Raw genomic sequence first — 14317 nt, 5'->3', positions numbered from 1 at the left:
CCTGTTCATACGCCTCCGCCGTGACGTTGGCGTGTGCGGCCAGGTCGGCGGGGGGCGCGAACCTGCGTTCTTCCTTCAGCAGGTTGGCCAGGCTCTCATTGCTCACGACATCCGCCTTTCAAGGTGTCCGATGTGTCCCAGGCCACAGCTCATCAGACGTGAGGGGGCGGTGACAAGGGTCGTCGGAGAAATTGGTTTAGACCTATGTGATCGAGAGGGGAAGGGGTGGAGTAACGATTCGTAAAGGATCGGTAATGCCACGTAAAGATCATTCATTCCTTTTCGGGGCAAATGACCTAGTCGATCCCTCGGAGTGGTGAATAAGTCATTTGATCGGCTTGTCATCCTCATTCCTCCTCGGGCCCGTGTGATCTTGGGCGGTGCCGTCGGTTCAAACCCGGCGGATCACCACAAAAAACCCTCGTCAGCGTTCGTCTGAGAGAAGGAAGAAGGTGGGCGGAACATGGCCGCCAACCAGAGGATCGCCGTCGGCGTGGTCGCCGCGGCCTGTGCCGTCTCGCTCGCGGCGTGCGGGAGCGGCACCCATGCTGCGCGGGAGGGGACGTCCGGCCCGCAGAAGGGGGCGCCCGCGGCACCCGCGCCCAAGAGCGTGCTCCGGCTGCTCGGCGACGGATCGACCGCGTACACCGGTACGCAGCCCCATCTGCCCAGGCCCGAGCGGCTGAAGCCCGGTCAGAAGCCCCCGCAGTTCGTCGTCTTCTCCTGGGACGGCGCGGGCGAGGACAGCCAGAAGCTGTTCTCGCACTTCCGCAAGGTCGCCAAGGAGAACAACGCCAATATGACGTTCTTCCTCAGCGGTGTTTATCTGCTGCCGGAGGACAAACGCGACCTCTACAAGCCCCCGCAGCACTCGCCGGGCAGCTCCGACATCGGCTTCAACGACCAGCAGGGGATCAGCGACACCGTCAAGCAGGCCCGGCTCGCCTGGCTGGACGGCAACGAGATCGGCACCCACTTCAACGGCCACTTCTGCGGGCCCGACGGCGGGGTCGGCACCTGGTCGGTAGACGAGTGGAAGAGCGAGATCAGCCAGGCCAAGCAGTTCGTGGAGAACTGGAAGACGAACTCCGGGATGAAGAACGCGGCCCCGCTGCCCTTCGACTACGACAAGGAGCTGATCGGCGGCCGTACCCCCTGCCTGGAGGGCCAGAAGAACTTCGTGCAGGCGGCCCGCCAGCTGGGCTTCCGCTATGACTCCAGCGGAGTCGACAACCAGCTCTGGCCGAAGAAGAAGGACGGCCTGTGGGACCTCTCGATGCAGCTGGTCCCCTTCCCCGGGCACAACTTCGAAGAGCTGACCATGGATTACAACTACATGATCAACCAGTCGGGCACCAAGACCCAGGGCGACCCCGACCAGTTCGGCACCTGGGGCGACCAGGTGCGCGACAGCCTCCTCCAGGGCTTCGACCGGGTCTACGACGGCAACCGCGCGCCCCTGGTCATCGGCAACCACTTCGAGTCCTGGAACGGCGGCACGTACATGCGCGCCGTCGAGGACGTGGTGAAGAAGGTCTGCGGCAAGCCCGAGGTGCGCTGTGTCTCCTTCCATCAACTGGCCGACTGGCTGGACGCCCAGGACCCCAAGACCCTGGAGAAACTGCGGAGCCTGAAGGTGGGCGAGGCGCCCAAGCAGGGCTGGGCGTCCTACCTCTCCGGCCGCCCGGCCCCGGCGCCCAAGGGAGTCCCCGGGGCGCCGGCCGTCAAGGGGTAGACACCGGGCGGGAGTCGTCGGGCCGTAGTTGTCAGGCGGGCGTCGACACGCCCGCCTCGACCCCGGCTTCGTGCTCGACGCCCTCGCCGAGCACGAAGCCGGGGTCGATCTGCGCCGCCAGGTCGGCCCCGGTGCGCTCATTGCCCCACGACTCGGCGTTCTTCAGATGGAAGTGCACCATCTGGCGCATGTAGCGCTCCCGGTCCCGCCGCTCGTACGTGGCGTCGGCGGTGGCCCGAAGGGTCGCGAGCGCACGGGCGTTGGCCTCCTCCAGGAGGTCGAACCGCGGCGGGCGGCCCTTCTCCATGGCCCGTACCCAGTCCGAGCGCCCGACCGTGACCAGCAGGTCGTCCCCGACCTCCGCGCGCAGGAAGTCGATGTCGTCCTGCTCCTGGATCTTGTTGCCGACGACCTTCAGGGCGACGCCGAAGTCCCGGGCGTACTCCTTGTACTGGCGGTAGACGGAGACCCCCTTGCGGGTCGGCTCGGCGACGAGGAACGTCATGTCGAAGCGGGTGAACATGCCGGAGGCGAAGGAGTCCGAGCCCGCGGTCATGTCGACCACCACGTACTCGTCGGGGCCGTCGACCAGGTGGTTCAGAAACAGCTCCACCGCTCCGGTCTTGGAGTGGTAGCAGGCGACACCGAGATCGGCGTCGGTGAAGGGGCCGGTGACCATCAGACGGACGGCGCCGCCGTCGAGCTCCACCGGACGCGCGCAGGCGTCGTAGACCGGGTTGGGCTCGCGCACCCGCACCAGCCGCGAACCCTGCCCCGGCGGGGTCGTCTTGATCATGGTGGCGGCGGAGGCGATGCGCGGGTTGCTGCCGCGCAGATAGTCCTTGATCAGCGGCAGCCGCTCGCCCATGGCGGGCAGCGCGGCGGCCTCGGCCTCGTCCAGGCCGAGCGCGGGGCCGAGGTGCTGGTTGATGTCCGCGTCGATCGCGACGGCGGCGGCCCCGGACGCGGCGAGGTGGCGGATGAAAAGGGAGGAGAGCGTGGTCTTGCCGCTCCCGCCCTTCCCGACGAAAGCAATTTTCATGTTCACCAAGCGTAGTTGTGCGATAGCTGTAGGTGGCATGGTTGAGTGAAGAAGACCACTCCTTCGAGGGGTCTGCCGATCGGGTGCGTACTGTCGTACTCATGAGTACGACAGCCGATCCGCTCGCGGCCCTGGGCGCACTGCCCGGCGTGGCCGAGTCCGTGGAGTCCGTGCGCAAGGCCGTGGACCGGGTCTACGGGCACCGGATCATGCGCCGCCGCAGCAACGCGGTCACCTCCGAGGCGGCCCTGCGCGCCGCCCGCGGCTCGGCGGCGCTGTCCGGCGCCGACTGGGCGCTGGAGGAGGTACGACGGCGCACCGACTTCGGCACCGACGACGACGCGCGGGTCATGGGCGCGGCCCTGCGGCTGACGGCCGAGGCGGGCCAACTGCTGTCCATCTGGCGGCAGTCACCGCTGCGGGTGCTGGCCCGGCTGCACCTGGTGGCCGCGGCGAGCGACGAGAGCCGGGTCGGCCGGCCGCGCCAGGCCGGTGAGGCGGTGGACGAGCCGCTGATCGAGCTGCCGCTGCCGGACGCGCGGGAGGTGTCCGGGCGGCTGGACGGCCTCGCGGACCTGATCATCGCGGGCAGCTCCGCCCCGGCCCTGGTGACGGCGGCCGTGGTGCACGGCGAGCTGCTCGCGCTGCGCCCCTTCACCTCGCACAACGGGCTGGTCGCGCGCGCCGCCGAGCGGATTGTGCTGATCGGCAGCGGCCTGGACCCGAAGGCGGTCTGCCCGGCCGAGGTCGGCCACGCGGAGCAGGGGCGCGCGGAGTACCTGGCGGCACTGGAGGGCTATGTCTCGGGCACTCCCGAGGGCATGGCGGCGTGGATCGCGCACTGCGGTCGCGCGGTCGAGTTCGGGGCGCGGGAGTCGACGGCGGTGTGCGAGGCGCTTCAGCGCGGCGCGGCCTGAGGTCCTTCGAGGTTTCGCACCGGGGTGCGGACAGAGATGCGGCGGTACGAGTTCTCGTACCGCCGCTGGCATGAGCACCGGGTTACCAAGCGTCCTCGATAACTCGCCCATCAGGACGGGGACTTTGCCCGTACCTGGTGCGGCTGGCCCGTATTCGACGGGTCGACGTCGCGTGGGTGCCCGGTGTTCATGCAGTGGTCCGTGGGCCAAATGCGTAGTGACTGGGGATCCTCTCGGATGTCCATGGTCGCGCGGGCCGCTGCTTTCTTTGTACCGCGCGGTGGGGACAAGCGGAACCCCTGCTCGCACTTCTTTACTTTCCGGCGCGAGCAGGGGCGAAGGGGGTGAAACGGGCCTTGGTGGCGGGTGGCGGGCGTCCGGTGGTGCGGGCGTGCGGTGGTGCGTGCGGGCGCCGGGCGGGGCCCGTCAGGCGGTGCCGCGACGGCGGTTGGCGTACCAGACGAGTCCGGCCGTCGCCGCGGCCGCTCCCACGGCCGCCGCCGCGACCAGCGCGGGGCGCGGCGGTACGGACAGGGTGGGCAGCCGCTTCTTGAGCGGGACGGGGCGCCGGAACTCCAGCACCGGCCAGTTGCGCGCGACGGCCTCGCGGCGCAGCGCCCGGTCCGGGTTGACGGCGTGCGGGTGCCCGACCGCCTGGAGCATCGGCAGATCGGTCGCCGAGTCGCTGTAGGCGAAGCAGCGGTCGAGGTCGTAGCCCTCGGAGACGGCCAGTTCCCTGATCGCCTCCGCCTTGGTCGGACCGTAGGCGTAGTACTCCACCTCGCCGGTGAAGCAGCCGTCCTCGCCGACGACCATGCGGGTGGCCACCACCCGGTCCGCGCCCAGGAGTTCACCGACCGGCTCGACCACCTCGGCGCCCGAGGTGGACACGATCACCACATCCCGGCCGGCCGTGTGGTGCTCCTCGATGAGCGAGGCGGCCTCGTCGTAGATGATCGGATCGATCAGGTCGTGCAGGGTCTCGGCGACGATCTCCCGCACCTGCTGCTGGTTCCAGCCCCGGACCATGTCCGAGAGATAGGCGCGCATGCGCTCCATCTGGTCATGGTCCAGACCGCCGGCCAGGAACACGAACTGGGCATAGGCGGTGCGCAACGCGGCCCTGCGGTTGATCAGCCCGCCTTGGTAGAAGGACTTGCTGAAGGTGAGTGTGCTGGACTTCGCAATGACCGTCTTGTCCAGGTCGAAGAAGGCCGCCGCGCGAGGCAAGGAGTGGTTTTCCACGTCCCTGAGCATAGGCGCCCACCATTCGGCGTAAGGTGGGGCGCGTGGGTTTGCCTGAGAAGGCTCTCGGGTACACCATGGAAGTCACGGATCGTTCGCGACCGTGCTAACCCGGTCCGGCTCCTCCCCCCCCCGAGTCGGCCGTGGGGACGACCCCCGCTCTCCCCCCCGGCGGGGGTCGTCGCATGTCCGGACGGGTTTTCCCGCCTCTTTCCTTCCCTCGTACGGCCGAGCGGCCGGCGCCTGTGCGTCGTGACCGTCGCTTCCGCGCGCCCATGATTCGTTACTGCGGGTAATCGTAGGGCTGCGCTGTGGATGCCGCACAGGGGTCGGTACCGGCGTCACCGGTACGGGTGACGGAGTTATTCACAGGGCCTGAGTTGTCCACGGTTTTCCACCAAGATCCACATTATTTCGCGGATCGCCGCACCGTGTTTCCCACGCACTCCCGCCGCGGCGAGTTCACGGCCGGTTCCGTTCGCGGGAGGCGTATGGCCGATTCCGGTCGGCCTTCATCTCGTCGTTCATGTCGTCGTTCATGTCGCCGTTCATATGGAAGCCGTCCACCGGTTCTCCAGATGTCGGGAAATCGCGTGGCCAGGGGGCCGCGCGGCGAAGGGGGAACACCGTGTCCGGAACCATCACCCATGACCCGCCACCCGCCTGCGGCGGCAGTCCGCTCATCGTCACCGAGGACGCCGCGCTCCTGGACGATCTGCTGCGGCTGTGCGCGGCCGCGGGCGCGACCCCCGAGGTGCACCACGGCGTTCCCGACCAGGGGGACACCTGGGCGGCGGCCCCGCTCGTGCTGGTCGGGGACGACGCCGCCCATCGGCTGCTCGGGGCCGCGCGCCGGCGCCAGGTGGTGCTGATCGGCCGCGACCAGGACGACCCGGACGTGTGGCGGCGCGGCATGGAGATCGGCGCCGACCATGTCCTGATCCTCCCCGAGGGCGAGCAGTGGCTGGTCGACCGGATCGCCGATGTCGCCGAGGGGGTCGGCCGCCCGGCCCTCACCGTCGGTGTGATCGGCGGCCGGGGCGGGGCCGGCGCCTCCACCCTGGCCTGCGCGCTGGCCGTCACCGCCGCCCGCGAGGGGCTGCGCACCCTGCTGGTGGACGCCGATCCGCTCGGCGGCGGGCTCGATGTGCTGCTCGGCGGCGAGGGCGCCGAGGGCCTGCGCTGGCCGGCCTTCGCCGCCTCCCGGGGCCGGGTCGGCGGCGGCGCCCTGGAGGAGTCGCTGCCCGCGCTGCACTCCCTGCGGGTGCTCAGCTGGGACCGGGGCGACTGCGTCGCCGTGCCGCCCCAGGCCGTGCGCGCGGTGCTCGCCGCCGCCCGGCGCCGCGGCGGCACCGTCGTGGTCGATCTGCCCCGCCGCCTGGACGAAGGGGTCGGCGAGGTCCTCGCCCAGCTCGACCTGGCCCTCCTCGTCGTCCCCGCCGAGCTGCGGGCGGTCGCCGCGGCCGGCCGGATCGCCGCCGCCGTCGGCATGGCCGTCCGCGATCTGCGGATCGCGGTGCGCGGTCCGTACGCACCCGGTCTCGACGACCGCGAGGTGGCCCGCCTGCTCGGCCTGCCGCTCGCGGGGGAGGTGCCGGTGGAACCCGGGCTGCTGCGGCCGAGGAGCGGCGGGAGACCGCCGGGCGCGAGCGGGCGCGGCCCACTGGCCCGGTTCTGCACCGGGTTCTGGGAGCGGGCGCTGGTGGAGTCCGGGGGCGCGCGATGAGCTTCGAGACGCCCGGCCAGGCCGCCCTGCTCGACGGGGTGCGCCGGCGGCTCGCCGAGAGCGGTGCCGAACCCACCCCGGCACGGGTCGCGCAGGCGCTGCGCGCACAGGGGCGGGTGCTCGGGGACGCCGAGATCCTCGGGGTGGCCGAGCGGCTGAGATCCGAACTCGTCGGCAGCGGGCCCCTGGAGCCGCTGCTCGCCGACCCCGAGGTCACCGACGTGCTGGTCTCCGCGCCCGACCGGGTGTGGGTGGACCGGGGCGGCGGCCTGGAGCTGACGCCGGTGACCTTCCCCGACGCGGCGGCGGTACGACGCCTCGCGCAGCGGCTGGCCGCGGTGGCCGGACGCCGGCTGGACGACGCCCGGCCATGGGCGGACGCCCGGCTTCCCGACGGCACCCGGCTGCATGCCGTGCTGCCCCCGGTCGCCGTCGGCTGCACCTGCCTGGCCCTGCGGGTGGTACGGCCCCGGGCCTTCACCCTCGCCGAACTGGTGGCGGCCGGCACGGTCCCGCCCGGTGGCGACCGGATCCTCGCCGCCCTGCTGGCCGCCCGGCTGTCCTTCCTGGTCAGCGGTGGCACCGGCAGCGGCAAGACAACGCTTCTCAGCGGCCTGCTGGGCCTGGTCGGCGCCGCCGAGCGGATCGTGCTCGCCGAGGACTCCGCCGAGCTGAGACCCGACCATCCGCATGTCGTCCGGCTGGAGACCCGGCCCGCGAACCAGGAGGGCGCGGGCCTGGTCACCCTTCAGGACCTGGTGCGCCAGGCCCTGCGGATGCGGCCGGACCGGCTGGTCGTCGGAGAGGTGCGCGGACCCGAGGTCGTCCATCTGCTCGCCGCGCTCAACACGGGCCATGAGGGCGGCTGCTGCACGGTCCACGCCAACACCGCAGGGGACGTCCCGGCCCGCCTGGAGGCGCTGGCCACGGCCGCGGGCCTCGACCGCGCCGCGCTGCACAGCCAGTTGGCGGCCGCCCTGTCCGTGGTGCTCCACCTGGTGCGGGACCGCTCCGGCCGGCGCCGGATCGCGGAGGTGCACGTCCTGGAGCGGGACGCCATGGGCCTGGTGCGGACGGTGCCCGCGCTGCGGTGGGGGGAGCGGGCGTTCGTCCGCCAGGAGGGGTGGGAGCGGCTCGCCCGACTGCTGGGTGGGCCGGGCGAGTTCACGGACGGGACCGGTGGTGGTGGCGAAGCCGGTGGACGGGGCGGTGACGAAGGTGACGGGTTCGGGGACGGCCGGGGTGATGGGTCCGGGGGTGACGGAGGTGGCGGGTTCGGGGATGGCGGCGGTGGTGGGTCCGGGGGCGGCGGAGGTGGCGGGTTCGAGGTAGGCCGAGGTGGTGGGTTCGGGGATGGCGGTGGTCGTGGGTTCGGAGGTGGCGAAGGTGATGGGTGAGATGTCGATGGGGGCCGCGCTGATCTGCCTGGCCGCGCTGGGGTGGCTGCTGTGCGAGCGGCACCACGGGGCGCGGCGGGCGCGGCTGCTGCTGGCCGGGGGCGGCGGGCCCGGGGCCGGGCCGTCGGCCCAGGATCAACTCGCCTCGGTGTTACGGCGATTGCGTGACCGCTGGGGGGCCGAGTGGTGGGCCCTGGCCGCGGGGCTGCTGCTCGCGCTGCTGGGCGGCTCGGTGATTCCGGTCGTCGCGGGGGCGGCCGGGGTGCCCGTGCTGCGCCGGGTGCGGCAGGCCGGGGAGGTGAGACGCGCCCGGGAGCGGCGGGTGGACCAGGTGATCACCCTGTGCGGGGCGTTCGCCGGTGAGGTGCGGGCCGGACGGCAGCCGGGCGAGGCGCTGCTGCGGGCCGCACAGGACTCGGGCGGGCTCGGCGAGGCACAGGCGGCCGTGGTCGCGGCGGCCCGCTTCGGCGGGGATGTGCCCGGCGCCCTCGCCACGGCGGCCCGGCAGCCGGGCGCCGAGGGGCTGCTCGGGCTGGCCGCGTGCTGGCGGGTGGCCGTCGACCAGGGCGCGGGCCTCGCGGCCGGCCTCGACCGGCTGGACGGCGCCCTGCGCGCCGAACGGGACCAACGCGCCGACCTGCGTGCCCAGCTGGCCGGTGCGAGGGCCACCGCCGTCCTGCTCGCCGCCCTCCCCGCCCTCGGTCTCCTCCTCGGCGCGGCCATGGGCGCCCACCCGCTCCGGGTCCTCCTGCACAGCGGCCCCGGCCTGGGCTGCCTGCTGATCGGCGCGGTGTTCGAGACGGCCGGGCTGTGGTGGTCGGCGCGGATCGTGCGGGGAGCGGGGGCGGGGACATGAACGGAGGGGTGAGGACGTGAGCGGGGATGTTGTGCACAGGCTGGGGACGGCCGTGGCCGTGGCGGTGGCGCTCGGCTGGGGCGGCCGGCTTGCGGTGTCGGTCCGGCGGGGACGCCGGGCGCGGCAGCGGGCGGCCGGACTGCTGGGGCCGAAGTCCGGGCCGGAGAAAGCGCCGTCGGCGGTCATGGGCGCGATACGGCGATGGCTGCCGCCCGTGGGCGCGGCGGGTGGGGTGTGGGTGCTGGCCGGCGGGATCGTCGGGGCGCTGCTCGGGCTCGGTGCCGGCGCCGTGCTCTGGCGCCTGCGGGTGAGCCGGGCGGCGGGCGGGGCGGCGGCCGTCGACACCGCCGAGGCCGCGCGTCAACTGCCGCTCGCCGCCGACCTGCTGGCGGCCTGCATCGCGGCCGGTGCCGGACCCGTGGCCGCCGCACAGGCGGTGGGGGAGGCACTGGGCGGACCCGTCGGACAGGCGCTGGCGCGGGGCGCGGCGGAGATACGGCTCGGGGGCACCCCGGCGGACGCGTGGCGCGGACTGGCCGCGCTGCCGGGTGCGGGCGCCTTGGCGCGGCTGCTGGAGCGGGCCGGCGAGTCGGGACTGCCCGCCGCCGCTCCGGTGGCCCGCATCGCCTCGGACACCCGCGCGGAATGGGGCCGCACCGCGACGGCACGGGCCCGGCGGGCGGCCGTACTGATCTCCGCGCCGGTGGGCCTGTGCTTCCTGCCCGCCTTCGTCGCGATCGGAGTGCTGCCCGTGGTGATCGGGCTGGCGGGCGGGGTGATGGCGGGGAGGTGAGGAAAGGCGACGGATGCCCAAAACGGAAAAGAAGAACGGAAAAGCAGGCGGAAAGAGGATGGAAGACATGCGAACTAAGCCAGAAGTCATGGGAGTTGAGATGAAGAAGAAGATCGTCGAAGCGCTGGCCGGGGTGCGGAGGGCATGCCGTCGGGACTCCGGAATGGTGACCTCCGAGTACGCGATGGGGATCATCGTTATCTTGGGTTTCTGAATAGCGTCAGGCATGTAAGGCAAGTAGGAACTTCTGTACTTGCCTTAACGGTATCCAAGGGGTGTAAGGCAAGTTGGTTACGTCCGCTGTCCTGTGCCGGCACTACCGAGCCGAGCGAGCCATATCGGGGGACGGTTCCACGTACTGGGTCGTCGTCAACGAAGCCTTCGAGCTGCACATCGAGGCGTGTGCCTGGCTGGCAGGGCTCAAGAGCAACGACCGGGCCTACAACACGCAGCGGACGTACGCGGGTCGGATCGCCCTGTATCTGTCGTACTGCACTGAGAACGCGGTCGACTGGACGCGCCCTTCCCTGGCTCAACTGATGGCGATGATGCGGTGGTTGGTCGATGAGCCGCTGCCGCCGAGGGGGCGCCGTCCGAACCCTGAGCCGCGTTTCAGGGACAAGGGCACGGCGAACAAGATCATGGGGTCGGTCGGGGAGTTCCTGACGTGGTCCGCGCTTCAGGGCTGGGTGCCGGCGAGTGTGGTGAGCCAGCTCGTGCAGCCGAAGTTCCTGCACTATGCCCCGTCCGGGTTCGATCCGGGCGAGGACGGCCAGCACCGTACGATCCAGGCCCGACGGATCAAGTACCGCGTCGCGGTGCCGGGTTACGAGTGGCTGTCCGATGACCAGATCGAGAAGGTCCTCGGCTGCACGACGCACGCCCGCGACCGGTTCCTGGTGGCCCTGCTGGCGGTCACCGGCATGCGCATCGGCGAGGGCCTGGGGCTGCGGCGCGAGGACATGCACTTCCTGCCCGACTCGGCCCTGCTGGGCTGCCGGGTCGCCGGTCCGCACGTGCATGTACGGCGCCGCCTGAACAGCAACAATGCCTATGCCAAGTCGCACTATCCGCGGTGGATTCCGGTGGAGGCCGACACCGTGGAGCTGTACGCCGCCTACCGCTATGAGCGCGACGCGGTTACGGAGGCCGAGGCCTGCGACATGGTGTTCGTGAACCTGTTCCGCGCCCCGCTCGGCGAGCCGATGAAGTACCCGAGCACGTATGAGCTGTTCAAGCGGCTCGCGGCCCGCGCTGGCTTTCGTGCCCGCCCCCACATGCTGCGGCACTCGGCGATCACCCGGTGGCTGCGTTCGGGGGTGCCGCGGGATGTGGCCCAGAACATGGCCGGACATCAGTCGCCGCAGTCGATGGACCCGTACACCCACGCAACCGACCAGGACAAACGCGATGCCGTCAAGCTGGTGGCCGCCAAGCGGAAGGAAGCCCGTCAGTGACGGTGTCCGGCAACGTCGTCCCGCTTCACCGCCCTGGGCGGGACGCCGACCAGGAGGCTGACGGTCTGCCGCCGAAGGTCCTTACCGAGTGGCCCGCGTGGCTGCGCGAGCGGATCGAGTCCGGCTGGCGGCCCGGCGAATGGGACGATGACGCCCGCCTGTTCACCGGTGACGTCGACCACGCGGGCACAGCCGTCTACCGGTGTGATGTGGCCGCCTGCGACGCACTTACCCGCACCCGGCGGGGCCTGTGTGCCACCTGCGAGAAGGCCCACCGGGACAGCAGTCTGGGGCTGAAGGAGTTCAAGGCCGCGCACGTGCCGGACCGTAACCGGGTGATCTCCGGTGAACGGGCCGACTGCCGCGTTGCGGGGTGCCCGAGGGACTCGGTCCTGTGGGGCCTGTGCAACGCACACGGCACACTTCGGCACAGGGACCTGCAGCGCGACCCCGACTCCGGACTGGAGGCATGGATCGAGCGGCAGACGCCGTACCCGCCGGCGCCCGCCTGCCGTGTTGCGGGCTGCCGCTACGACGCGCGGGCCACCTGGGGGCTGTGCGGCATACACCACAACCGCTGGAAGAAGGCCACCGCCACCACCCGGGGACGGCGGTCCGCGCCGACCTCGGCATGGCTGGACCGCCAGGCACCGTTCCTGAACGTCCACCAGTTCTCTCTGACCCCTCTGCACCCGGTGGCCCGCCTGGAGATGCTGTACGCGCTGCAGCAGCGCGACGAACGCGGCCAGAAGATCGACCCCGTGGCCGTCCGCCAGGCGGTCGCGCACCTCGCGGAGCGGGTCGACTCCATCGCCACCGCCGAGACCGGGCGGTTGCCGAGCGGGACGCAGACCAACGTGGACGCGCTGGTTCGGGAGACGCACCGCGTCCTGCGCTCGGCGTTCGACCGCTTCGAGGGCGTCGACCCGACCAGCAGGGACGTGCTGGACCTGTCCGAACTCGGCGTCAAGAGCCTGCGCGGGGGCACCACCCAACGGCCGCTCGGCCTGGACGTGACGGACATCCGCCAGCCGTGGCTGCGGCAGATCCTGGTCACCTTCATCGCCGAGACGAAGCCGAACACCACCGAGGCCAGACGCGGGCTGCGAGTGTGCACGGCGGTCTCCCGGGCCCTGGAAGCCCGGCCCGGAGGCGGCATGGACCCGGCGAAGCTGGTGTTCGCCGACATGAACGCCGTGGTCGACACCTTCCGGGTGCTGCCCAAGCTGGACGGCGGGGCCATGTCGAGCAAACAGCGCGGGGCCCTGCTGTCGTTCTTCTTCAAGATCCTCGACTACAACCGGGCCGCGGGACACCTGGACGGCATGTCCGCGAGCTTCGCGCGGCACTCCAGCCACGTCATCAAGACCGAGGAGGTCGATGAGGACGATGTCGGCAAGGCCCTGCCCGAGTCGGTCATCGCCCAACTCGACACTCACGTGGACCTGCTGGGCCAGGGCATGACGCACGGGAAGATGACGCCCGAGCAGGTCCAGGCGATGGCCCGCGCGGTCTACGAGCTGCTGCGCGACACCGGCCGGCGCCCCTATGAGATCGCCGAACTGCGGACGGACTGCCTCGAACACGCCGATGGTGAATGGCTGTTGATCTGGGACAACCGCAAGGGACGGCGCCTGAACCGGCGCCTGGAACTTGAGCGCGACACCGTGGAGACCATCCGCACCTGGCGGGCCGTGCGCGACACGCTCGACCTGCCCACGGGCAGTGAAGGGTTCCTGTTCCCGCCGGCCGGTGAGAACGGCAAGATCCGTCACCTGGGGTCCGAGCAGATCGCGGCGGTGATCCGCAAGTGGGCCGACAGCGTCCCCGTCCTGCTGTCCGAGGAGTTCGACCGCAACGGCGACCGGGTGCCGTTCGACCGCTCGCTGATCTACCCGTACGCCTTCCGTCACTCGTTCTGCCAGCGCTACGCGGACGCCGGGGTGCGTATCGAGGTGCTGCGCGAGCTGATGGACCACAAATCCATGCAAACCACTCAGCGGTACTACCGGATCAGTCACAAGCGGAAGCGGGAGGCGGTCAACGTGATGCGCCTGCACACCGTGGACCGCAGGGGCAAGTCGGCGCCGATGGCCTCGGCGACCGCGTACGAGGCCCGCTCGGTGGCGGTACCGTTCGGCAACTGTACCGAACCGTCCAACGTCAAGGCGGGCGGAAAGGCGTGTCCGATCCGTTTCCAGTGCGCCGCCTGCCCCTTCTACCGGCCGGACCCGTCCTATCTGCCCGTCATCGAGGACCACATCCGCTCGCTGAAGGCCGACAAGGAGATGGCGGTCATGATGGAGGCGGACGAGTTCGTGGTGAGGAACCTGGACGACCAGATCACGGCCTTCAAGGGGACCGTCGAGACGCTGCGGAAGCTGATGGAGACCATGGGACAGGACGAGCGGGACGAGGTCGATCAGGCATCGGCCGTCCTGCGCAAGGTGCGGGCCGTCCAGGGGCACGGCACGGTGTCGCTGCCCATGCCCGGCTTCCCCGGCCAGCGGGGCGGGAGCACGGCGTGAGCGAGGCGAAACGCACCCCCGGCGACGTGCTGCGCGAGACCCGCAAGAAGGACAGCAAGACCAAGCGGGCCACGGTGCTGGCCACGGTGGACGCGATGAAGGCCAAGGGCGAGACGGTCACCTTCCTCGCCGTCGCCCGCACCGCCGGCGTGTCCAGGTGGCTCGTCTACGCCGAAGGGGTGCGCGAGCACATCGAGGCCGCCATGAAGAGCCAGGCCAGGGCCGACCGCCGCACGAAGCAGGCCGGCCGGGACGCCTCCGCGGCGAGCCTGGCCACCGACCTGGCCCTGGTCCGCGAGGAGAACAAGGCCCTGCGTGAGGAACGCGACCGCCTCAAGAAGGCCGTCCAGCGCTCGCTGGGCGCCCAGCTCGACCAGGCCGGGACCAAGGAACTGACCGCGCGGGTCAACGAGCTTCTGGCGGCCGTGGAACGGACCGCTCTGGAACGCGACGAGATACGCGCCGAACGCGATGAGCTCAAGCGCAGGCTCACCGAGGCCGAGGACGATCTGGCCGCCGCACGGACCGCGGGCAAGGAGATGTTCAAGCGGATCAACCGCACCTGACCCGGCGCGAAACGGGGCGGCCCGGCGGCTGTCGCCGCCGGGCACATCGGGGAAG

Annotated in this window: 12 protein-coding genes; 10 read left to right on the top strand and 2 right to left on the bottom strand. The window is 71.3% G+C overall.

Annotation, left to right across the window (positions count from 1 at the left end; translation table 11 throughout):
• Positions 1-463: 463 nt before the first annotated feature.
• Positions 464-1735 (top strand): hypothetical protein, encoded by a 1272-nt coding sequence (locus AB0N90_RS36475; protein ID WP_361683716.1) that lies wholly within the window; start codon positions 464-466, stop codon positions 1733-1735.
• Positions 1736-1766: 31 nt separating this feature from the next.
• Here the strand turns inward: AB0N90_RS36475 and AB0N90_RS36470 are convergent, their stop codons facing one another.
• The gene (locus AB0N90_RS36470; protein WP_361683718.1) at positions 1767-2777 is read right to left on the bottom strand and encodes an ATP-binding protein; all 1011 of its coding nucleotides are present in this window, start codon (positions 2775-2777) and stop codon (positions 1767-1769) included.
• Between the two features lie 101 nt (positions 2778-2878).
• Between AB0N90_RS36470 and AB0N90_RS36465 the strand changes: the two genes are divergently transcribed.
• Entirely contained in the window at positions 2879-3694 is an 816-nt protein-coding gene (locus tag AB0N90_RS36465; RefSeq protein WP_361683720.1) for an oxidoreductase, read from the top strand.
• A gap of 426 nt (positions 3695-4120) precedes the next feature.
• Here AB0N90_RS36465 and AB0N90_RS36460 read toward each other — a convergent pair whose 3' ends face one another.
• Complete coding sequence (locus tag AB0N90_RS36460; protein ID WP_128791060.1) at positions 4121-4951, bottom strand: HAD family hydrolase; 831 nt, start codon at positions 4949-4951, stop codon at positions 4121-4123.
• A 616-nt stretch (positions 4952-5567) separates the two neighbouring features.
• On the opposite strand from AB0N90_RS36460, the gene ssd reads away from it, so the two are divergent.
• The 8 genes from ssd (at position 5568) to AB0N90_RS36420 (ending at position 14262) form a co-directional block, all read left to right on the top strand.
• Positions 5568-6665 carry a septum site-determining protein Ssd gene (gene ssd, locus AB0N90_RS36455; RefSeq protein WP_365203634.1) on the top strand — a complete coding sequence of 366 codons (1098 nt, stop codon included), beginning with the start codon at positions 5568-5570 and terminating at the stop codon, positions 6663-6665.
• Positions 6662-8062, top strand: coding sequence for a TadA family conjugal transfer-associated ATPase (locus AB0N90_RS36450; protein ID WP_365203632.1), 1401 nt, complete (start codon positions 6662-6664; stop codon positions 8060-8062). Before ssd ends, AB0N90_RS36450 begins: the two co-directional genes overlap by 4 nt.
• Positions 8055-8918 (top strand): type II secretion system F family protein, encoded by an 864-nt coding sequence (locus AB0N90_RS36445; protein WP_365203630.1) that lies wholly within the window; start codon positions 8055-8057, stop codon positions 8916-8918. Before AB0N90_RS36450 ends, AB0N90_RS36445 begins: the two co-directional genes overlap by 8 nt.
• Positions 8919-8934: 16 nt before the next feature.
• Positions 8935-9711 carry a type II secretion system F family protein gene (locus tag AB0N90_RS36440; protein WP_365203628.1) on the top strand — a complete coding sequence of 259 codons (777 nt, stop codon included), beginning with the start codon at positions 8935-8937 and terminating at the stop codon, positions 9709-9711.
• Between the two features lie 13 nt (positions 9712-9724).
• Positions 9725-9925, top strand: coding sequence for a DUF4244 domain-containing protein (locus tag AB0N90_RS36435; protein WP_365203626.1), 201 nt, complete (start codon positions 9725-9727; stop codon positions 9923-9925).
• A gap of 196 nt (positions 9926-10121) precedes the next feature.
• Positions 10122-11168 carry a tyrosine-type recombinase/integrase gene (locus AB0N90_RS36430; protein WP_365203640.1) on the top strand — a complete coding sequence of 349 codons (1047 nt, stop codon included), beginning with the start codon at positions 10122-10124 and terminating at the stop codon, positions 11166-11168.
• The gene (locus AB0N90_RS36425; RefSeq protein ID WP_365203624.1) at positions 11165-13696 is read left to right on the top strand and encodes a tyrosine-type recombinase/integrase; all 2532 of its coding nucleotides are present in this window, start codon (positions 11165-11167) and stop codon (positions 13694-13696) included. The genes AB0N90_RS36430 and AB0N90_RS36425 overlap by 4 nt, the downstream gene beginning before the upstream one ends.
• A complete protein-coding gene (locus tag AB0N90_RS36420) occupies positions 13693-14262 on the top strand; it encodes a DUF6262 family protein (RefSeq protein ID WP_365203622.1) in 570 nt (189 codons plus the stop codon). The genes AB0N90_RS36425 and AB0N90_RS36420 overlap by 4 nt, the downstream gene beginning before the upstream one ends.
• Positions 14263-14317 lie beyond the last annotated feature (55 nt).

This window comes from Streptomyces sp. NPDC093018 (assembly GCF_040684035.1).
Taxonomy (GTDB): domain Bacteria; phylum Actinomycetota; class Actinomycetes; order Streptomycetales; family Streptomycetaceae; genus Streptomyces; species Streptomyces murinus.
The sequence above is the reverse complement of the archived record's forward strand: the minus strand, read 5'-3'. Positions and strand labels throughout refer to the sequence as shown.